We start from the raw sequence: 19,824 nt of genomic DNA, 5'->3' as shown, positions 1-19,824 counted from the left end.
ATTCCTCCTTTAGTCCTCCAATTTTAGTGCATTGAGCTTCGATACATCTATATGATTTTCGAGAACAGCTCTTGCCTTTTGGGGATCCCTTGCAATAAATGCATCGAGAATCTCTCTATGCTCTTCGAGAGCACTTTCCAGCCTGCCCGGTGTTCTGAGGGACTTGTTCCTTGTCGTCTTGATGTAGTATTGGAAGTCCTTTAGAACCTGCTCGAGATATCTGCTCTTTGTGGCCTTGTATATTACCTCGTGGAACTGTGTGTTGAGTTCTGATATTTTCAGGTAGTCTTTCTTGAGCGTATAGAACTCCATGAGCTCGTATATCTCCTTTAACTTTTCCACGTCCTCGTCAGACATTCTCTCCATAGCCCATTCAACTGCTATTCCTTCGATTGCAAGCCTTATTGCGTATATGTCGCTGATGTCCTGCTTTGAGATGCCCTTAACCACAACTCCCTTGTTGGGTATGTTTTCCACAAGCCCTTCCAGTTCAAGCTGCTTTAGGGCTTCTCTTACCGGAGTCCTGCTAACGCCCAGCTCCTGGGCGAGCTTTACCTCAATAAGCTTTTCGTCATGCGCGTATTTGCCTTCAAGAATATTGTCTCTCAAGACATTGAATATCTTTGAGCTTAGAGAAGATTTGTTTTTTTCCTTTGAAAATATATTAGATACCATAGCACTCTTCCCTTCCATGACTATTTGTATTTGTACTCCAAGCTATATAAGATTAGACTTTGCGTAGTTTAAGTATCCGCCTCTTCTTAGTATCTCTATATCCCTTTCTGATCCTTCGAACTTCAGCTCGATGCTCATGCCGCTTGTCTTGTCATTAAGCATTACTTTTCCAGTTGGCAGCGCGCTTAGCAAGTCGCCAATTTCAACATCATCCATGAAACCTATCTTTTCGTAGTCTGAAGCATCTGCGAATTCAAGAGGTATTATTCCGCTGTTTATAAGGTTTGCCTTGTGTATTCTGGCAAAAGATTTAGTGATTACAGCCTTTATTCCAAGATACAAAGGTGCAAGAGCCGCATGCTCTCTGCTTGAACCCTGGCCGTAGTTGTCTCCGCCTACTATGAAGCCTCCGCCATTGTCTTTGCATCTTTGCGGGAATTCCTTGTCAACTGTGCTGAAAGAGAAGTTGGCAAGGTGAGGTATGTTGGACCTGTATGGAAGCAGGCTCGCATTTGAAGGCATTATGTGGTCTGTTGTTATGTTGTCCTCAACCTTTAGGACAACCTTTCCTTCAAGCTTTTCGCCAAGCGCCTTGTTTACAGGGAAAGGCTTTATGTTTGGTCCCATAACCACTTCAACACTTTTTCTGTCAGCAGGAGGATATACAAACAGGCTGTCGTTTCTTTCGAATTTTTCAGGCATTTGTATGTCAAGCTCTACGTCTAGTATCCTTGGATCTTCAAGGTATCCTTTAAGCGCTGATGCAGCAGCAACTTCAGGGCTAACAAGATATACCTGGGCGCTTTCGGTGCCGCTTCTTCCAAAGAAGTTCCTGTTGAAAGTCCTTAGAGATATGGCGTCAGTCTTTGGCGCCTGGCCCATTCCTATGCAAGGTCCGCATGCGCACTCTAGTATTCTCGCTCCGGCAGCTATCATGTCAGCAAGAGCTCCGTTTTCTGCAAGAGTCTTTAGTATGGCGCTTGAGCCCGGTGCTATCGAAAGGCTCACATCAGGATGCACCTTCTTGCCTTTTAGTATTCTCGCAACCTTCATAAGGTCTGAATAAGAAGAGTTAGTGCAGCTGCCTATTGAAATCTGGTCAACCTTGAGGTTTATTATCTCCTTTACAGGTCTTACATTGTCAGGGCTGTGCGGCTGCGCAACAAGAGGCTCAAGTGTCGAAAGGTCTATCTCAAGCACTTCGTCGTATGTGGCATCAGCGTCGGCGCTTATCTCTTTCCAGTCGCCCTCTCTGCCCTGAAGCTTAAGGTATTCAAGCGTATTTGAATCGCTTGGGAATATTGAAGTTGTGGCTCCAAGCTCGGCACCCATGTTGGTTATGGTAGCTCTGTCTGTAACAGAAAGCGACTTTACGCCTTCTCCCGTATATTCAACAATCTTTCCTACTCCGCCTTTAACACTAAGCTCTCTTAGCACATGGAGTATTATGTCTTTAGCCGAAACCCACGGACTTAGTTTTCCAGAAAGCTTGACATTTATAACCTTTGGTACTTTCATGAAATATTTGCCTGTTGCCATAGCAACTGCAACGTCAAGTCCGCCGGCTCCTATTGAAATCATGCCAAGGCCTCCGCCTGTAGGCGTGTGGCTGTCAGAGCCTAGAAGTGTTGACCCGGGCTTGCCGAAGTTTTCAAGCTGAAGCTGGTGGCATATTCCATTTCCAGGCTTCGAATAAACTATACCGTATTTTGCAGCTACAGTTTTGATGAATTCATGGTCATCTGCGTTTTCGAATCCCTGCTGAAGCGTGTTGTGGTCAATGTAGGCAACAGAAAGGTCTGTCTTTACGCCTTCCACTCCCATGGCTTCCAGCTGAAGATAAACCATTGTTCCTGTTGAATCCTGAGTAAGCGTCTGGTCAACTTTGATGCATATTTCCTGTCCTTGCTTTAGTTCCCCTTCTATAAGGTGATCCTTTAGTACCTTATAAGCTAAACTTAATCCCATATCTTCACCTCTTCTATTTTTTTGAATTCAATAAAACAAAATGTTTTTTAAACCCTTTTGTATACAATTATACAAATGTGATGTTTTTGAGTCAATTGCATATCGATTATTTTTTTTGAAAAAATATTTTTAGAGAAGGAAAATGTTCGAATCCTTGAGTGCCTCTCTCATGTATTCCGGCCAAACGGATGCCTGAACCTCGCCTATGTGGGCTCTTCTCATGAAGAACATGCACATTCTTGATTGACCTATTCCCCCACCCACTGTGCATGGAAGTTTTCCTTCAAGCAGCAGCTTGTGGTAGTCAAGTTCTCTTCTGTCTTCGCAGCCTTCAATAGAAAGCTGTTTTTCAAGAGCTTCCTCGTCAACCCTTATTCCCATAGATGAAAGCTCTATGGTTCTGTCGAGCAGAGGATAAAAGAATAGTATGTCGCCGTTTAGTGTCCAGTCGTCATAGTCAGGAGATCTTCCGTCGTGTTTCATGCCAGAGGATAGCTTGTGGCCAATTTCCATTAGGAACACAGCGCCCTTCTCCCTTGTTATAGCGTCTTCTCTTTCCTTTGGAGTAAGCCCAGGGTATTTGTCCTCAAGTTCCTGAGTAGTTATGAAGAATATCTCTTCAGGCAGTATCTTGCCAAACTGCGGGTATAGCTTGTAGAGATATTCCTCGGTTTTTTTGAACACGCCGTATATGCCTGCTACTATATCTTTTAGCTTGTCCTTTGTCCTGTCGCTTCTTGCTATTATTTTCTCCCAGTCCCACTGGTCCACATATATCGAGTGCAGGTTGTCAAGTTCTTCATGTGTTCTTATGGCATTCATGTCTGTATAGAGACCTTCTTCAACGTGAAAATCATATCTGTAGAGCGCCATTCTTTTCCATTTTGCAAGAGAGTGAACTATTTCTATTCTGGAGCCCGGATCTGCGTGCATCTCGAATGAAACAGCTTTTTCCACTCCGTTCAGGTTGTCATTTAGTCCTGATTCGGGTTTTACAAACAGCGGAGCTGAAACTCTTGTAAGGTTTAGCTCCTGTGAGAGCATCCTTTCAAAATAGTCCTTTATCCTTTTGATTGCCACCTCTGTCTCTCTCAGTGTAAGCTGTGGAGAATAGTCCTTTGGTATTATAGTGTTTTCCATTTTTAAATTCCTCCTTATGTCATTTCACGTCCAAATTTACAAAAAACAAAAAGCCTTCCATCCCAAAACAAGGGACGAAAGGCTGTGATTTCGCGGTGCCACCCTAAGTAACTAGATCTTACGATATAGTTCGCTCGCTGCATGTACGGAGATAAACTCGATACTGCTCAGATGTTAACGGTCTGACCCCGTCTAAGTCTACTTTGACTATAAAGTCATTTCGGTTAGAGACTCAGGGATGTTCTTCAACATAAACTCAATGCCGAAATCTCACCATAATCGGCTCTCTTTAATTGAGGATCTATATCTACTCTTCCCATCGCAGTCTTTAATGATATTATGTTATGTTGATATTAATTATATATATACGGCAAAACCATGTCAACACCTAAAATGATTTTTTTCAATAAACTTTATTCGGATTATTCTGCCTGGAATTAATCTTACAGTTATATTAATTCGCTATTGTGGTATATAAAGCTTAACAATGCATTTATGGAGGAGTTTAATTGGACAAGAATAACAGCACTTCAGAGGAGAAGCTTGAGGCAGCGGTACAGGAGTTGGCTGTATTAATTGACAAGAGCAGGTTAAGGGAGTATGTAAATTTGATGAGCAGTACAAAAAGGCTCATCTATGCAAATTTTATAGCAGGCGTAGCAAGAGGTTTTGGCGTTACCGTGGGAGTAGCAGTGGTAGCGGCCATAGTTGTTTATGTGCTCAAAGGTTTTGTTGACCTGCCTCTTATAGGCAGCATAATAGCCAAGCTCATTGATATAATTGAAGCCAACAGATAACACCAAGAACAAGTATGAATTTGAAAGCAGCAAAAAGCCGCTCTTTTTCAAGAGCGGCTAAAAATTATGCTTTCCAAAGTCCGTGAAGATTGCAGTACTCCCTGACTTCAACTATGTCTTTCTTGTCAACCTTGAACATTGCTGACGGTTCATCTCCAGGTTTGAGTTCGGCTCTTAGCACCTGACCTTCTGTAAGCACTTCCACAAACATTATGTAGTGCTTTTCTTCCATAGGGTGAGGAACGCTGCCAACCTTTACAATTACGCCGCCTTCTGTTTCTTCAACTACAGGCACGTGTTTTTCAAGACTCGCATCAACAGTTCCGGCCTCAAGAAGTTGCATGTTTTCTCCGCAGCATACTATCGGCGGTCCGGAAGCTGCAACAACTTCAACAACATTGCCGCATTTGTTGCATTTATAAAGTTCTCTAAGTTTGTTCACTCTGATTACCCCCGTTTATATTTATTCTTCCTTGAACATGTCCTTGCCTACTCCGCAAAGTGGACATACCCAATCCTCTGGAATGTCTTCAAAAGCTGTTCCAGGGGCTACTCCGCTGTCCGGATCTCCCACTTCAGGGTCATAAACATAGCCACAAGCCAAGCAAACATATTTTTCATAATTATAACCTCCCAATAAATTAGTGTAATTAGCTCCTTATATGATTACCCATGGAGGGTTTAATTAAAACAGATAAGTGTATGTCAAATTTGTAATTTTTCATGTGTATATTTTTTATTTTTGGAGATTTATTATATATCATTTACGATAATACTATTTAAGATATTTATTGTTAGTTTGAGACGCAACCAGATGTGTAACAGCTGCAAGACGCCTGTTCCTTGCATCACTTCATCACATATATCTTGCATTTCTTCACCAATGACTTAGAATGAAAGTATCCTTATTTATTGTAATCATGTGTATAGGAGGTATTTCATATGGACGAGTCTATAAACCGCCTTTCCAATATCATCAAGTCAAGTCGTGACATAGTGTTTTTCGGCGGAGCCGGCGTATCTACCGAAAGCAACATCCCCGACTTTCGCTCCGAAAACGGCCTCTACAGGACCGCCTCTGGAGGCGAATATCCTCCGGAGACAATGCTGAGCCGCAGCTTCTTCGATGCCCACACCCTGGAGTTTTACGAGTTCTACAGGGAAAAGATACTTTATCCTGATGCAAAACCAAACAAGGCCCATTACGCCCTGGCTCAAATGGAGCGTAATGGCAATCTTAAGGCTATAGTTACTCAGAATATCGACGGACTCCACCAGGCAGCAGGCTCAAGGAACGTCATAGAACTGCACGGCTCTGTTCTCAGAAACTACTGCACATCCTGCAAAGCATTCTACGATCTGGACTATATAATATCCAGCTCTTCTACCGTTCCAATGTGCAGCGCATGCCGAGGTCTCATAAAGCCGGATGTAGTGCTCTACGAGGAGGCTCTTGATGAAACCGTTATAGAAGATGCCGTGTCTGCAATAGCTCAAGCAGACACTCTTATCGTTGGCGGTACTTCTCTTGTTGTATATCCCGCCGCTGGGCTTCTTCGCTATTTCAAGGGCTCGTCGCTTGTGCTCATAAACAAGTCTTCTACGCAGTACGACAGCCGGGCTAGCCTGGTAATAAAAGACTCCATAGGGAGTGTACTTAGCAAGGCGGTTTTCTCTAAATAGCAGTATATTATAGCTTAATTTCTATGCTATTATTATATCATTTACGATAATAATATTTAAGCTATATTTTGCAGTTGCAAGGAAACGTATTAAGCCTGCTTTTGTGGTTTCCCTTTAAAAAAAACCGGGTCTCCCCGGTTTTTTCATTTTCAACGTATTTCCTAAGCCTGCTCCTCATATATGTTGAAGTCCTTCCACACATGCTCAAGCTTGTCGAAGTATCCTTTTATCTTGTCTTTTTCCCTCATACCAAGCGCTACTATCAGTGCATTTATAAGACTCAAAGGTGCCACAAGCGAGTCAACGAACGATGCCATATTGCTCTTGGCAAGCAGAGTATTGTCTGAAAGAGTGGCTATCGGCGATATGTGGCTGTCTGTAAGCGCCACTATAGTAGCTCCTTGTTTTTTCGCGAATTCAAGTATTTCATAAGTCTTTTTCGAATATCTGGGGAAACTAATGCCTATTACAAGGTCCTCTTCACTGACCTTTATAATCTGCTCGAAAACGTCGCTTATGCCGTAGTTTACGAGCACTACGTTGTCGAGTATGAGATTCAGATAGAAGCCAAGGTAGTCGGCTATGGCGCTTGATGTTCTAAGGCCGACAATATATATCTTCTTTGCCGATGCGATCTTGTCTATCACATCTTCGAATGCCTTGGGATTGATGTCCTCGAGGGTGTTTCTTATGTTGTCTATGTCTGATTTGAGAATCTTATTTAGCACTTCAAAGTCACTGGAGTAGTCCTGTGACATCTCCACCCTTTGCACCGTTGTGAGCTTTGTCTTTATAAGCTCCTGGAGTGATTTTTGAAGCTTGGGATAGCCGTCAAATCCCAGAGCACCTGCAAATCTCACTACTGTAGACTCACTGACACCGACCTTGTCTCCCAGCTTGGATGCAGTCATGAATGCAGCCTTGTCGTAGTTGTCCATTATGAACTGGGCAATCAGCTTTTGCCCTTTACTTAATTTGGTGAAATTCTGCTTTATCGTCCTTATGAGATCCTTGTTCTCTTCATTCATACATATCCCTCTTTTGAATTTATTTGGTTACAGCTTTGACATCCCTTTTAGCTTGTCATAATTTGTCAGGTCGAACTGAAGCGGTGTTATGGATATATACCCTTCTTCAATGGCGCTAATATCACTGTCGGGCTCCTGGTGCATCTTCTTTATGCTGCCGCCCATCCAATAGTAGATGTTGCCTCTGGGATCTTTTCTTTCCTCGAAGGAGTTCTCGTATCTTCTTATACCCAGTCTTGTGGATCTATACCCCAGAGGGTCTCGCCCGTGCATGTTCGGAAAGTTTATATTGAGAACCGAGCTTTGCAAATCATCGTTCTCCATGTAATTACCCTTTATGAAATCAGCCATGTAATTTGCTGCTATTTTATACTCATGAGATGAATCTCCGTTTGCATCATATGAAATGGCTATGGATGACTTGTCCAGCATGTATGCCTCAAGCGCGGCTGATACCGTGCCTGAATATATTACATCAGATCCCAGATTAGAGCCGTTGTTGATGCCGCTAAGCACAAGGTCTATCTCAATATCCCTCAGCAAGGCTTCTATGCCCAGCTTCACGCAGTCAGCCGGCGTGCCGCTTACCGCGTAGGCATCTATCGAATCTATGCCGTGGAAATTTATCTTTTTTATCTTCAGCGGATTGTGCATTGTTATAGCATGCCCGACGGCGCTTTTTTCCGAGTCGGGAGCCACTACGTATACTCTTGCAATATCCTTAATGGCGTTGCAAAGCTCATATATCCCCTTTGAATAAATGCCGTCGTCATTTGTCACTAGTATGTTCATATTAATCCCCTTCGTCTATTTCTTGCAGCCACTGCAGCTTTTACAGCCCTGCTCGAAAAAATCAGGCAGCATCGTGTATATATGGGTGTCGTCGCCTTTGATTTTGTCTCTTAGCTCCTCTGGCATTACAAAGTCCCTTTGTGCTATGCTTTTGAAGCCCATTTTCTCATAGAATGAGAAGTCTCCGGCCTTTTCAATAATGAATATCCGAACGCCCTGCAAATCGGCCATGTTCAAAAGCGCCCTTATCAGACCGTCCTTTAGTCTCTCGCCTGGGTCGATTGTCAGCATTGCAAGCTTCTCCAGAATGGCGATGCTGCCATGTCTTTCATAGCTTGCGATTCCTATTATTTCCGTGCCCTCATATATTGCCATGCAGTTTTCCTTGCTGCATTTACTTATGTTGTTCTGCCTTAGTATTTCATCCAGTCTTTCAATATCCTGCGGCTTTATTCTTGTAAGCTCAAGCATAATATCTCCTCCGTCTCATATGAACTCTAATTCGTGATTCTATGGCAGCGCTCTTTCTATATTGTTACGGCTTTAAGCAGCCTTTTGACTTCTTCGGCTTTGAGCGGTCTTGACTTGCCTTTTTCAAGGTCGCCAAGATTCAGGTGTCCTATTTGAACCCTTGAGAGCGACATGACTGGATGTCCTATGGCATCGCACATCTTCCTTACCTGCCTGTTTTTGCCCTCGTGTATAGTTATCCTTACAACACTCGAATCTGAGGCAGCATCATATTTAAGCAGCTCAAGCCGCGAAGGCGCGGTTGTATAGCCTTCTATACGGAGTCCGCGTTCAAACAATGCAATCTGAGAGATGCTGGGCTTTCCCTTTATTTTTGCGATGTAAACCTTTTTTATTTCATGCTTTGGATGAGTCATCGCATATGAAAAATCGCCGTCGTTTGTAAGTATTATGAGCCCCGAGGTATCATAATCGAGTCTGCCAACCGGATATACCCTTTTATCGGTATCGACAAGATCAAGGACGGTCTTTCTTCCAAACTGATCCTTGGCTGTCGATACATATCCCGTAGGCTTGTTGAGCATTATGTATACCTTTTCATCTTCAGGAGTTATTGTTTTGCCATCTATCTCAACAGTGTCAATTCCGGGCTCTATCTGTACCCCGACCTCTTTAACCAATATTCCGTTAATCCTCACTCTACCCTGGAGCACAAGCTCGTCAGCCTTTCGCCTGGATGCGGCTCCGCAGAATGCAATATATTTGTTCAGCCTCATAAGCAGCTCCTTCCATTTTTGCATTTTAATTCACATTTATTGAGCTATAGTTTTATTATATACCACACCGCTGATTATTCAAATACCGCTTGACGGGTTAAACTGCAAAAAAAACCCGAATTATTCAGGTTGTTATTATCTCATTTAATTTACTCGCTTTGCTCCTTGAATGAATCCAGCTCCGGAAGCTCCTTTATAGATTCGAGTCCGAATACTCTTAGGAATTCCTCAGTTGTCCTGTACTGTATCGGATTGCCTATTTTCTTGAGCCTTCCGGCCTCCTCTATAAGAGAGTAGTCCGCAAGAGTCTTGAGAGGCTTGTCGCATTTGACGCCTCTTATGTCTTCTATCTCTATTTTTGTAACAGGCTGCTTGTAGGCTATTATTGCCAGCGTTTCGAGCGCGGCCTGTGTCAGAGACTTCCTTCTTGAAGGCATGAAAAGCTTTCTTATGCAGCCTGCATTCAAAGGATTGCTTACAAGCTGATATTTCCCGTTGAGCTTTATGAGCCTTATGCCGCTGCCTGACTCCTCGTAGTGAAGCATCAAGCTTTGAAGCTCCCTTGCGATCTCTTCTTCCTTTGCGTCCAGCGCCATGGCTATTTCCTTTTCATCAAGCGGATCCGAATATACAAACAGGAGCGATTCTATGCTGCTTTGAATACTGCTATATTTCATAGGCCACCCGCCTTTTTATAGTTATTGGCATTGCAAAGCCGCTCTGGCAAAGCCTAATGAGCTTTTTCTTTACCAGCTCCAGCGCCGATAGGAATGCGACTATCTTCTCCTCGGCGGAGTCTGTAGATATTATGTCCTCGAAAGCAACGTCTTCACACTCGTCTATCCTCTGGAGTATCACTCTTGTCTTCTCCTCTATTGTAAAACTTTTTTTTCTGTAGGTGTTTTGCATCAAGTCCGGCTCCTGCTTTTGAGCCCTTTGCGGAATCAGCGCCATGGCCGCCATAAGACTTTCAATGCTCATGTCGCTGATTTGGAAGTCATCATCGAGCAGCACCTCTTCCTGCTTTCTGCAGAATCTCTCGCCAAGGCCGCTTGATTTCTCTCTCAGATGCTCTCCCGCCTGCTTAAACTTGTTGTATATGAGCAGCCTTTCAACAAGGCCTTTTCTTGGATCCTCCGCCTCTTCCTCTTCCGCTCTAAGGTAGAGCAGATATCTTGACTTTATCTCAAGAAGCTCTGATGCCATCACTATGAAATCACTCGCGAGCTCCATATCAAAGCTCTTGAGCGCCTTTACATAGTCTGTGAACTGGCTTGTGATTTCATATATGGGCACGTCGCATATGTCTATCTTGTGCTTTTTTATGAGCTCATACAAGAACTCAAGCGGTCCTTCATACACCTCTATCTGAAAGCTGCATCCCAAATCCAATCAACTCCTATGCTATGCTAAGCAGCACCCTTTCAAACACATCCACTATTGGATATATGAAAAGGCCTATCTTGTTTGTGAATATGAGCGCTATTAATATTACAGTTCCTATGTTTTCATACTGCCAGTAAAATCTGCTCACACTGCTTGGCAGCACAGAGAGCAGCAGCTTTGATCCGTCCAGCGGTGGAATAGGAAGCATGTTGAAGGCAGCAAAAAGTATGTTGAACTTGAAAACATATGCAAGCATTATATCAAGAGCGTACATGCCTATAAAGGCGGCTTCGAGCTTGTAGAGTATGAGAAACACAAGCGCGCATATAAGGTTGAATGCGGGCCCGGCCAGCGAGACGGCAAAAAGCCCTAGTCTTTTATTTCTAAAATTTCTCTCGTCTATTGGCACCGGCTTTGCCCAGCCAAAATGTGCTAGAAGCAGCACTAGCATTCCCACCATGTCTATGTGCTTTAATGGATCCAGAGTCATCCTGTTGGCACGCTTTGCAGTGTCGTCCCCCATTGCGTACGCCACAAGCGCATGTCCGTACTCGTGGACTGATATTGCAATGAGTATAGCCGGAAACTGCTTTAAAATGTCTAGTATCAATTGAAGCCTTCCTCCTTCAGCAATCAAAAAAGGCCGCCGCGAATTCTGCAGCGGCCACATATGTCATGAGAAACAGATTCCTATACTTCCATTATTATTGGAAGTATCATAGGGTTTCTCTTTGTCTTTTGGTATAGGAAATTCTTGAGATCATCCTTTATAGAATTTTTCATGTATGACCATTCCTTCATCTGCCTTCCCGAGCAGTTCTCAAGCGCCTTTTTCACTATAAGTCTTGCATTGTGCATTAGGTCCTCGGATTCCCTTACGTATACAAAGCCCCTTGATATTATGTCGGGTCCTGCCACTACCTCGCCGCTTTCCTTCGATATTGTGACAACCACTACCATAAGGCCGTCCTCCGAAAGGTGCCTTCTGTCCCTTAGGACTATGTTGCCTACATCGCCTACGCCAAGTCCGTCTATGAGTATATTGCCCGATGGCACGCTGCCTGTGAATTTTGCTCCATTGCCGTCCACTTCCAGTATCACACCGTTGCTGCTAATGAGTATGTTTTCTCTTGGCATCCCCAGCTCTTCTGCAAGCTCTCCATGCTGCTTGAGGTGCCTGTACTCGCCGTGGACCGGCATGAAGAATTTAGGCCTTACAAGTCTGTGCATCAGCTTTAGCTCTTCCTGGCATGCGTGTCCGGAAACGTGTATGTCAGCAAGGGCCTCGTATATAACCTCTGCGCCTCTTTCAAACAGCTGGTTTATAACCCTGGATACCAGTTTTTCATTGCCCGGTATCGGATTTGCAGATATTATTACCAGGTCTCCCGGCTGAACGTCCAGCTTCTTGTGTTCCGATGCGGCCATCCTCGAAAGCGCCGACATAGGTTCGCCCTGTGAGCCTGTAGTTATGAGTACCAGCTCGCTGTCGTTGTAATTACCCATTTCGTTTATGTCTATCATAACTCCCTCGGGCACATTCAGATAACCAAGTTCACTTGCCACTCCCACGACATTGACCATTGATCTTCCTGAAACCACAATCTTCCTGTGGTATTTGTCGGCAGAGTTTATAACCTGCTGCAGCCTGTGCACATTGGATGCGAATGTGGCTACAATTATCCTGCTTTTGGCCCCGCTGAATATCTCATCCAGTGTGGCTCCGACTGTCCTTTCGGACATGGTTGCTCCCGGTCTTTCCACATTTGTACTGTCAGCCATCATAAGCAGCACGCCCTGGCTTCCAATCTCGGCTATTCTTCCAAAATCCATAAGATCACCGTCTATTGGTGTGTGGTCTATCTTGAAATCACCCGTATGGAATAGCGTGCCAATCTCAGTGTGTACTGCTATGGCGCACGCGTCTGCTATGCTGTGGTTGACCCTTATGAATTCAACCTCAAAGTTGGATTTTTTGATCATTTGTCCCGGCTTGACAACTTGAAGCTTTACATTATTTAGCCTGTGCTCTTTGAGCTTGAACTCCACAAGGCCAAGTGTAAGCCTTGTTCCGTAAACAGGCACGTTTATTTTCTTGAGAAAATACGGCAAAGCCCCTATGTGGTCTTCGTGCCCGTGTGTTAGAAATATGCCCTTCACCTTGTCCTTATGCTTTAGAAGATACGATATGTCAGGGATTACAATGTCTATTCCCAGCATCTCTTCCTCTGGAAAACTCAGTCCGCAGTCTATAAGTATTATTTCATCCTTATACTCTATGGCGGTCAAGTTCTTGCCGATTTCATTCATACCTCCCAAAGGTATGATCTTGATTTTTGAAGTATTTTTTTTCAAACTATCTCCTCCTATGTTTTATTGTCCGATTTTATTCCGCACATTTGATTGGCGAGCCACAGATAATAGCCGGTCATCTATAACTCTTCTCATAACAATTTTAGCATAAAACCGTGAAAGCATCAAAATAAAAAAGACCGGGCTTCCCAGGTCTTTATAAACTATGTCACCTATTCAGACTTTCTACATTTTGAACATATGCCAAACACCCTAAGGTCATGGTCATATATCTTGAAATTGTAGTTTTGCTCTATTGTATTTTCAAGCATTTCGAGCAGGTCTTCCTTGACCTCTATGACCTCGCCGCACTCCCTGCATATGAGATGATGGTGGCTGTGATAGTCATCGTTGTTGATCGATAACTCATACCTTATGCAGCCGTCATTCAAGTCGAGTTTTGACAGTACATTTATATCATCAAGCAGCTGTATAGTCCTGTATACGGTTGCAAGACCGATTTCGGGACATTTTTTCTTGACTATATTGTATATTTCCTCTATATTCAAATGTCTTCCGGTTGACTCTACGACAGTGTCTATGACGTTTCTTCTCTGAGGAGTAAACTTGAGACCCTTGTCCTTGAGCCTTTCCTTTATAATATCGAAGCTTGTGTCCATATATAATCACCTTTATTTTCATTTAAAAAACAATATCATTTAAAATAATTATATGGCAATAAAAGACAACTGTCAACAGCTATTTGTCACATACAAAAAGACAGATACCTCTTTTTGGGCATCTGTCCCTTCGACCTTAAAAACTACAGCTCTTCCTCTTCTGCAAGCACTTCATAGGCGCTCACTACGTTTTCATACTCCTCGTCGTCCTCTATAGGCACTAGCATCAGCTCTCCATCTGCGTCATAGTCCATCCTGAGCACAACTGCAGATTCTTCGTCGCCCTCCTGGGCTAGTATTGCGTATTCAACGCCTTCAACATCCAGCGTCATTATTATTTCAAATTCCATTTCATTGCCTTCTTCGTCAAGCAATATTATCTTGTTGTCTTCCACTGTTATCTCTCCTTATTTTTTCATATTCTTCATGTCAAGGTATCCCTGCAGTATAAGGGCTGCAGCCACCATGTCCACTACTTTTTTCTTTTTTCCCTGCTCATGTCGGCCTCGAGTAGAGCCCGTTGGGCTGCAACTGTTGTGAGCCTCTCATCCCAGTACTCCACTTTGATATCAATTACCCCCTGGAGCTTTTCGATGAATTTAATGACCTTTTCTCCCTGAGGTCCAAGAGTGCCGTTCATGTTCTTTGGCAAGCCTGATATTATTTCATCAACGGAGTTTGACTTTATTATCTGAATGAGCTCGTCAAAGTCCTTTTCATAGTTTTTTCTTCTGATAGTCTTGAGCGGCTGTGCCGTAATCCCCATCATATCGCTGAGAGCAACTCCTATTGTCTTGTCGCCTACGTCTAATCCCATTTTTTTATGCATTTTACCTCCAAATGGCTAGCTGGTTTTTTCAGATACTATTTTATTCATTGAAAGCACAAGCGCCGAAATTATTACAAACGATATGCTAGTAGCCGCTGCTACAACTCCCGAGTCATTGACTACAAAACCCACAAAACTTCCCACTATTATTGAAATCCATCCCTTGGCAAGCCATGGATTTTCGCTGCATATTGTCTTTAGTATTCCAAACGGTCTGTAGAATAGTATTCCTACAATCAGGAGAGCTATTATGAATACCTTGCTCCATATGGACGCGCCTATTAGCCTGTAGTTCATCTCAATCTTTCTTTGTATGATTTGAACTATCACCTGAGGTCCGCCTTCGCCTATGCTTTGTATGGCACCTGCAAGGTGAGACTTGCTGCCCAGCACATATATGTCAAGCAGCGCCATTGCAACCACGACGCCGACAACAAAGCAGCCTATTAAGATTATCCTCTTGAAGTCTATCTTTACATCATATGCTTTGAGTACGAACAGCAAAAAGCATGTGGCTGCCGTTATCAGTCCGCCCACATTGGCTCCAATTTTGGGGAAGCCGAGTATTGCCATTGTGACGACAAGAATTGCAGCTGCTGCGCTCTTTTTTATCTTGCCTTTTTGCAATAGTCCAGAGACGCCAAGCAGGGCGGCTCCTATTAGAATCCCCATATACTCATTGCCTATGCCATAATATCTTGCACCTATTATAGAGTCATATCCGAGTATTGAACGCTTTATCATCTCCTGCCCGAGCACGGCGTCACAAAGTATTCCTGCGCCGTTTAATACGCTCAGGAATATGAGTCTGTCGAGATCTGTTTTAAGCGTTCTGCGCATTACAAAGTATATTACTGCCGAGACTGCCAATATAAATGCCACAGTCCAAGCCTTTGACACAATTCCAAATGCGGGCTCTATGAGCATCACAAAAGGAACCACTCCCGTGAACTGAAGCGACTTTGAGAGAATGTTGAAATACTTGCTTTTTACCCTGTCCTTCTTCATTATGCATATGAATACGCTTATCCAAAGCAGCATTTCAAATACGGCATAAGTATAAAGCGCCGGAATTCTCACCTGGTAGGTGGACGCTATCTTTGCATACTCCTTTTCAAGGTATGAAAGCGCAGCTGCCTTCGGCTTGGCCTCTATCGGCTTGCCCGAGGCGAGCTCCGATCTGATTCCGAAATAATCGAGTATATCAGCCGCCACGTCGATGTTGCCTATAACGCCTTCTCTTCTTGTGGTATCAGAATATGCAATGCCCGACTCTTCGCCGTCAAATATCATTATTGGAGCCAGCCTCTGGTAATTCTTGTAGTCGGCCAGCCTTGTGTGCGGCGCAAGCACATATACCCTGTCATTTTCAGATGCAAGGCTTCCCAGGACATAGCCTATATAGTCGTTTGCGCTCTTGTATATGTTCTTTTGCATTATTCCGTAGGCCTTGTCGTTGAGATACGGCCTATACGCGTCAAGCCTGTATGTGTCGCCAAGTTCCACAATTGTAACTTCAGACTTTTCGTAGTACTCCTGCGTATATTTTTTGAGCTTTTCATAGTCCGTTGCTATTCCAAATGGCATTCTGGAATCCGGCTTGTTTATATCTTCTATCTCGCCTGAGGGCACGTTGCCGTCCTTGTCCATGGCCATGAGAGCCGAATACCTTACCTTTTCCATGTCGGTGTCCGCATTGCCTACAACCGATATGCCAAGTCCGTTATTTTTGAGTTCCTCCCCCAGCATTCCTGGAAATACGCTGTATTCGCCTTCAAGCGCCTTTGCTTTGATGGTATTGATGCCGATGTTGTTTATGTCCATTGGCTCCATTGCAGTCCTTCTTTTGAACACATCCTGCTCCAGCAGGTCCTTTGTCCTGATGTCAACATCCTCAGCGTCCAAATATGCCCTCGAGCCCCAGCCTATCGATGCATACGACCTTACATCGCTTGTTCCCTTCGAGCCCCGTATATTCATAAGGCCTGCATAGCCGCGCTTTTCAAGCTCGCTCTTTAACACTTGTATTTCAAGCAGCTGCTGCATTCCCATTCTGTTTGCAACTATTACTATAACCTTGCCCTTTGGGGCTGCATACGCAGAATTGCCCGATGCCAGACTAAAGAGCATGGCTATGCACATGAAAGTCGCAAAAATTGTTTTTCTCACCTGGATACCGCCTACTTTCCTTTAAGATATTCAGTTAGGATTTCTTCCAGCAGCTCGTCTCTTTCGACTTTTCTTATTATGCTTCTGGCATTTTTGTGGCTTGTTATATACGTCGGGTCTCCAGAGAGCAGGTAGCCAACCATCTGATTGATGGGATTATAGCCTTTCTCCTTGAGAGCCTCATAAACAGTCTCAAGTACCACCCTTGGAGTCATGTTTTCGTCCTTTACAGCTTCAAATTTCATTGTGCTTTCATTGTTAAAGTTCATAAATATCACCCCTTTAGTTATTTCATTAACCATTATATCACATATATGCCCCGTTTTTTAAGGTTGTATCATCATTTGCTCCACTTAACAAGGGGCAGGTTAACCTGCCCCTTGGAATGCATTATGTTCTTTTATTTTATCTGGGCCTTTATTATCCCCGGGATTGCAGACAAAGCCTCATCCAGCTTGGATACGTCTCTGCCTCCGGCTTGGGCCATGTTAGGCTTGCCGCCTCCGCCTCCGCCTGTTATCTTTGCTGCTTCCTTGACTATGCTGCCTGCATTGAGGCCTTTTCCAACAAGGTCCTTTGTAACCGTGGCCACAAAATTCACCTTGTCTCCTTCGGCCCCTGCCAGAACTACTACTCCTGAAGCCATCTTGTCTCTGATCTTGTCAGCATTTGCCCTTAGAGAGTCCATATCCTGGCCGTCCATCCTCTGTACAATGTAGTCAACGCCGTCAACTGACGCCTTGTTGCCAAGTATTTCATCGAGCGAGTTTGAGAACAGCTTGGATTTAAGCTCCTCTACTTCCTTTTCAAGCTCCCTCACATGCTGCATTACACCTTCAGCTCTGTGCACTATGTTGTCTTCCTTTGTCTTGAGCGCTGTGCATGCACTGTCTATTACCTGCTGCTTGTGGTTTAGCATGTTGTAGACTGCCATTCCCGTTACAGCCTCTATCCTTCTTACTCCGGCAGCTATTCCGCTTTCTGATATTATCCTGAAAAGTCCAACCTGCGCAGTATTCTCAAGGTGAGTTCCTCCGCAAAGCTCTGTCGAATAGTCTCCCATTTTAACCATTCTGACTATGTCGCCGTATTTTTCTCCAAACAGCGCAGTGGCTCCGCTTTTTTTGGCTTCATCGATTGTTGTGCTTTTTACCTCTATGCCGTGCGACTTGAGTATGTTTATGTTGACTATCTTTTCAACCTCAAGTAGCTGCTCTTTTGATATAGACTCAAAATGAGTAAAGTCGAATCTTAGTTTTTCGTGGTTGACCTGCGAGCCCGACTGTTCTACATGCTCGCCCAGAACCTTCCTGAGCGCGGTTTGAAGCATATGTGTCGCAGTATGGTTTCTGGCTGTAGCCATCCTGATTTCTTCCACTACAGAAAGCTTGACACTTTGACCTACGCTGAGCTTGCCTTTTTTGACAAATACTTCATGGTGTATTCTGTCATTGAGACCCTTTTGTGTGTCTTCAACTTCAGCTAAGAAATTTTCACCCTCTATTATTCCCTGGTCGCCTGCCTGGCCGCCGCTTTCGGCATAGAAAGGTGTCCTGTCAAGTATGACTATGCCCTTTTCACCTTCACTGATGCTTTCCGATATGCCGCCCTCGGTTATTATAGCAAGCACCTTAGCCTCTACCTCGAGGGTTTCGTAACCGAGGAATTCGCTCTTTATGGCAGGATCCAGGCTTGCAAACACGTCTTCTTTCCAGCCCGCGCCCTCCATTTCGCCTCTTGCGCTTCTGGCTCTTTCTCTCTGGTCTTCCATTTCCTTTTCAAAGACAGCTTCATCTACGGCAAAGCCCTCTTCGCTGGCTATCTCCTTTGTCAGATCTATTGGGAAGCCATATGTGTCGTAGAGCCTGAATGCATCCTCTCCTGGTATTATATTCTTGCCGGCTTCTTTGAGGCTTTCCATGTAGCCTTTTAAGATCTCCATGCCCTGGTCAATTGTCTCTTCAAATCTGTCCTCTTCCACATTGAGTACCTTCCTGATGTACTCGCGCTTTTCTCTGAGTTCCGGATAAGCGTCGCTGCTTATCTCTACCACCTTGTCCATAAGATCGCAAAGGAAAGCACCCTTGATTCCAAGCAGCCTGCCGTGCCTTGCAGCCCTTCTTAAAAGCCTTCTAAGCACATAGCCTCTGCCCTCATTTGATGGAAGAACCCCGTCCCCTATCATGAACGTCACAGCCCTTATGTGGTCTGTTATTATCCTTACGGAGATGTCAGTCTTGCGCTCTTTACCGTACTGAGCTCCTGAAATCTCACATACGCCCTTTAGTATGTGGTCTATAGTGTCTACCTCGAATATGGTGCCTACGCCCTGCATTATGCATGCTATTCTTTCAAGTCCCATTCCTGTGTCTATGTTTGGATTTGGCAACGGATGGTAAACACCGTTTTCATCCTTGTCGAACTGTGTGAATACGTGATTCCAGAACTCAAGGTATCTGTCGCAGTCGCAACCTGGCTTGCAGTCTTCGCTGCCGCAGCCGTACTTTTCTCCCCTGTCGAAGTATATCTCCGAGCACGGACCGCAGGGTCCCACTCCTATTTCCCAAAAGTTGTCGGCCTTGCCCAGTCTTACAATCTTATCTGCAGGTACGCCGACTTCCTTGTTCCATATGTCATAAGCTTCATCATCTTCCTCATATACAGTAACCCAGAGCTTGTCCTGAGGTATCTGAAGGTGCTCTGTTACGAACTCCCAACCCCACTGTATGGATTCTCTCTTAAAATAGTCCCCGAAAGAAAAGTTTCCAAGCATTTCAAAAAAAGTGGCGTGTCTTGCCGTTATTCCCACGTTATCGATGTCGCCAGTCCTTATGCACTTTTGACATGTTGCCATTCTCTTGTTAGGAGGCGTTTCTTTTCCCATGAAATACGCCTTCATAGGGGCCATTCCTGCGTTTATGAGAAGCAGACTCTCGTCGTTTTCAGGCACCAGCGGATAGCTGCTGCGCACATAGTGATCTTTTGATTCAAAAAAGTCTAAAAACATTTTTCTCAATTCATTTAGCCCTAACTTTTTCATACACTGCCTCCTTAAAGTTTATCACCTAAAAATAAATCCCTCGCCACAGTTAAAATCTGGCCAGGGATTATATGTTTATCCCGTTTATTAAGCATTTA

20 protein-coding genes, 1 pseudogene and 1 other annotated feature are annotated in these 19,824 nt (G+C 44.1%); of the genes and pseudogenes, 2 read left to right on the top strand and 19 right to left on the bottom strand.

What is annotated here, in order from left to right; all coding sequences use genetic code 11:
- Positions 1 to 9: 9 nt before the first annotated feature.
- The 3 genes from EAL2_RS06345 to asnA all read right to left on the bottom strand — a co-directional run bounded on the left by EAL2_RS06345 (position 10) and on the right by asnA (position 3,783).
- Positions 10 to 675 (bottom strand): GntR family transcriptional regulator, encoded by a 666-nt coding sequence (locus tag EAL2_RS06345; protein WP_025435558.1) that lies wholly within the window; start codon positions 673 to 675, stop codon positions 10 to 12.
- A 42-nt stretch (positions 676 to 717) separates the two neighbouring features.
- Positions 718 to 2,643: an aconitate hydratase gene (locus EAL2_RS06340; RefSeq protein WP_025435557.1), complete on the bottom strand. Its 1,926-nt coding sequence runs from the start codon at positions 2,641 to 2,643 to the stop codon at positions 718 to 720.
- Positions 2,644 to 2,772: 129 nt separating this feature from the next.
- Entirely contained in the window at positions 2,773 to 3,783 is a 1,011-nt protein-coding gene (gene asnA, locus EAL2_RS06335) for an aspartate--ammonia ligase (RefSeq protein ID WP_025435556.1), read from the bottom strand.
- A 67-nt stretch (positions 3,784 to 3,850) separates the two neighbouring features.
- Positions 3,851 to 4,115: a binding site (T-box leader), on the bottom strand.
- Between the two features lie 177 nt (positions 4,116 to 4,292).
- Between asnA and EAL2_RS06330 the strand changes: the two genes are divergently transcribed.
- Complete coding sequence (locus EAL2_RS06330; protein WP_025435555.1) at positions 4,293 to 4,580, top strand: DUF5665 domain-containing protein; 288 nt, start codon at positions 4,293 to 4,295, stop codon at positions 4,578 to 4,580.
- Positions 4,581 to 4,644: 64 nt separating this feature from the next.
- Here the strand turns inward: EAL2_RS06330 and EAL2_RS06325 are convergent, their stop codons facing one another.
- Together EAL2_RS06325 and rd are read right to left on the bottom strand one after the other, a co-directional pair.
- Positions 4,645 to 5,022 (bottom strand): desulfoferrodoxin, encoded by a 378-nt coding sequence (locus EAL2_RS06325; RefSeq protein ID WP_025435554.1) that lies wholly within the window; start codon positions 5,020 to 5,022, stop codon positions 4,645 to 4,647.
- A 21-nt stretch (positions 5,023 to 5,043) separates the two neighbouring features.
- The gene (rd, locus tag EAL2_RS15055) at positions 5,044 to 5,217 is read right to left on the bottom strand and encodes a rubredoxin (protein WP_070810847.1); all 174 of its coding nucleotides are present in this window, start codon (positions 5,215 to 5,217) and stop codon (positions 5,044 to 5,046) included.
- A gap of 305 nt (positions 5,218 to 5,522) precedes the next feature.
- Between rd and EAL2_RS06320 the strand changes: the two genes are divergently transcribed.
- Complete coding sequence (locus EAL2_RS06320) at positions 5,523 to 6,263, top strand: NAD-dependent protein deacylase (protein WP_025435553.1); 741 nt, start codon at positions 5,523 to 5,525, stop codon at positions 6,261 to 6,263.
- A 161-nt stretch (positions 6,264 to 6,424) separates the two neighbouring features.
- Here the strand turns inward: EAL2_RS06320 and EAL2_RS06315 are convergent, their stop codons facing one another.
- The 14 genes and pseudogenes from EAL2_RS06315 to alaS all read right to left on the bottom strand — a co-directional run bounded on the left by EAL2_RS06315 (position 6,425) and on the right by alaS (position 19,726).
- Positions 6,425 to 7,291 (bottom strand): MurR/RpiR family transcriptional regulator, encoded by an 867-nt coding sequence (locus tag EAL2_RS06315; protein WP_025435552.1) that lies wholly within the window; start codon positions 7,289 to 7,291, stop codon positions 6,425 to 6,427.
- Positions 7,292 to 7,318: 27 nt separating this feature from the next.
- Positions 7,319 to 8,083 (bottom strand): 5'/3'-nucleotidase SurE, encoded by a 765-nt coding sequence (gene surE, locus EAL2_RS06310; protein ID WP_025435551.1) that lies wholly within the window; start codon positions 8,081 to 8,083, stop codon positions 7,319 to 7,321.
- Between the two features lie 15 nt (positions 8,084 to 8,098).
- Positions 8,099 to 8,554 (bottom strand): GNAT family N-acetyltransferase, encoded by a 456-nt coding sequence (locus EAL2_RS06305; RefSeq protein WP_025435550.1) that lies wholly within the window; start codon positions 8,552 to 8,554, stop codon positions 8,099 to 8,101.
- Positions 8,555 to 8,610: 56 nt separating this feature from the next.
- Complete coding sequence (locus EAL2_RS06300) at positions 8,611 to 9,330, bottom strand: pseudouridine synthase (protein WP_084480980.1); 720 nt, start codon at positions 9,328 to 9,330, stop codon at positions 8,611 to 8,613.
- A 149-nt stretch (positions 9,331 to 9,479) separates the two neighbouring features.
- Positions 9,480 to 10,007 carry an SMC-Scp complex subunit ScpB gene (scpB, locus tag EAL2_RS06295; protein ID WP_025435548.1) on the bottom strand — a complete coding sequence of 176 codons (528 nt, stop codon included), beginning with the start codon at positions 10,005 to 10,007 and terminating at the stop codon, positions 9,480 to 9,482.
- Positions 9,997 to 10,722, bottom strand: coding sequence for a segregation and condensation protein A (locus EAL2_RS06290; protein ID WP_084480977.1), 726 nt, complete (start codon positions 10,720 to 10,722; stop codon positions 9,997 to 9,999). The genes scpB and EAL2_RS06290 overlap by 11 nt, the downstream gene beginning before the upstream one ends.
- Before the next feature lie 7 nt (positions 10,723 to 10,729).
- Positions 10,730 to 11,326 (bottom strand): site-2 protease family protein, encoded by a 597-nt coding sequence (locus tag EAL2_RS06285; RefSeq protein ID WP_025435546.1) that lies wholly within the window; start codon positions 11,324 to 11,326, stop codon positions 10,730 to 10,732.
- Positions 11,327 to 11,406: 80 nt separating this feature from the next.
- The gene (locus EAL2_RS06280; protein ID WP_025435545.1) at positions 11,407 to 13,071 is read right to left on the bottom strand and encodes a ribonuclease J; all 1,665 of its coding nucleotides are present in this window, start codon (positions 13,069 to 13,071) and stop codon (positions 11,407 to 11,409) included.
- Positions 13,072 to 13,241: 170 nt separating this feature from the next.
- Positions 13,242 to 13,688 (bottom strand): Fur family transcriptional regulator, encoded by a 447-nt coding sequence (locus tag EAL2_RS06275; protein ID WP_025435544.1) that lies wholly within the window; start codon positions 13,686 to 13,688, stop codon positions 13,242 to 13,244.
- Between the two features lie 143 nt (positions 13,689 to 13,831).
- Positions 13,832 to 14,083, bottom strand: coding sequence for a DUF1292 domain-containing protein (locus EAL2_RS06270; protein WP_025435543.1), 252 nt, complete (start codon positions 14,081 to 14,083; stop codon positions 13,832 to 13,834).
- A 12-nt stretch (positions 14,084 to 14,095) separates the two neighbouring features.
- Positions 14,096 to 14,517: pseudogene (gene ruvX / locus EAL2_RS06265) on the bottom strand (Holliday junction resolvase RuvX).
- 15 nt (positions 14,518 to 14,532) lie between these two features.
- Positions 14,533 to 16,686, bottom strand: coding sequence for a hypothetical protein (locus EAL2_RS06260; protein WP_025435542.1), 2,154 nt, complete (start codon positions 16,684 to 16,686; stop codon positions 14,533 to 14,535).
- Between the two features lie 11 nt (positions 16,687 to 16,697).
- Positions 16,698 to 16,955, bottom strand: coding sequence for an IreB family regulatory phosphoprotein (locus tag EAL2_RS06255; RefSeq protein ID WP_025435541.1), 258 nt, complete (start codon positions 16,953 to 16,955; stop codon positions 16,698 to 16,700).
- Positions 16,956 to 17,086: 131 nt separating this feature from the next.
- Positions 17,087 to 19,726: an alanine--tRNA ligase gene (gene alaS, locus EAL2_RS06250; RefSeq protein WP_025435540.1), complete on the bottom strand. Its 2,640-nt coding sequence runs from the start codon at positions 19,724 to 19,726 to the stop codon at positions 17,087 to 17,089.
- Positions 19,727 to 19,824 lie beyond the last annotated feature (98 nt).

The sequence above is a fragment of the Peptoclostridium acidaminophilum DSM 3953 genome (assembly GCF_000597865.1).
Taxonomy (GTDB): domain Bacteria; phylum Bacillota; class Clostridia; order Peptostreptococcales; family Peptostreptococcaceae; genus Peptoclostridium_A; species Peptoclostridium_A acidaminophilum.
Note: the sequence above shows the minus strand (reverse complement) of the source record. Positions and strands in the feature narration are given on the sequence as shown.

What these genes read in the sequence shown, in the direction of transcription:
- EAL2_RS06340 (WP_025435557.1), bottom strand. Translation starts at nt 2,643, where the DNA reads ATGGGATTAAGTTTAGCTTATAAGGTACTAAAGGATCACCTTATAGAA.
- EAL2_RS06305 (WP_025435550.1), bottom strand. Translation starts at nt 8,554, where the DNA reads ATGCTTGAGCTTACAAGAATAAAGCCGCAGGATATTGAAAGACTGGAT.
- EAL2_RS06255 (WP_025435541.1), bottom strand. Translation starts at nt 16,955, where the DNA reads ATGAACTTTAACAATGAAAGCACAATGAAATTTGAAGCTGTAAAGGAC.
- alaS (WP_025435540.1), bottom strand. Translation starts at nt 19,726, where the DNA reads ATGAAAAAGTTAGGGCTAAATGAATTGAGAAAAATGTTTTTAGACTTT.
- scpB (WP_025435548.1), bottom strand. Translation starts at nt 10,007, where the DNA reads ATGAAATATAGCAGTATTCAAAGCAGCATAGAATCGCTCCTGTTTGTA.
- EAL2_RS06345 (WP_025435558.1), bottom strand. Translation starts at nt 675, where the DNA reads ATGGTATCTAATATATTTTCAAAGGAAAAAAACAAATCTTCTCTAAGC.
- EAL2_RS06320 (WP_025435553.1), top strand. Translation starts at nt 5,523, where the DNA reads ATGGACGAGTCTATAAACCGCCTTTCCAATATCATCAAGTCAAGTCGT.
- asnA (WP_025435556.1), bottom strand. Translation starts at nt 3,783, where the DNA reads ATGGAAAACACTATAATACCAAAGGACTATTCTCCACAGCTTACACTG.
- surE (WP_025435551.1), bottom strand. Translation starts at nt 8,083, where the DNA reads ATGAACATACTAGTGACAAATGACGACGGCATTTATTCAAAGGGGATA.
- EAL2_RS06300 (WP_084480980.1), bottom strand. Translation starts at nt 9,330, where the DNA reads ATGAGGCTGAACAAATATATTGCATTCTGCGGAGCCGCATCCAGGCGA.
- EAL2_RS06275 (WP_025435544.1), bottom strand. Translation starts at nt 13,688, where the DNA reads ATGGACACAAGCTTCGATATTATAAAGGAAAGGCTCAAGGACAAGGGT.
- EAL2_RS06315 (WP_025435552.1), bottom strand. Translation starts at nt 7,291, where the DNA reads ATGAATGAAGAGAACAAGGATCTCATAAGGACGATAAAGCAGAATTTC.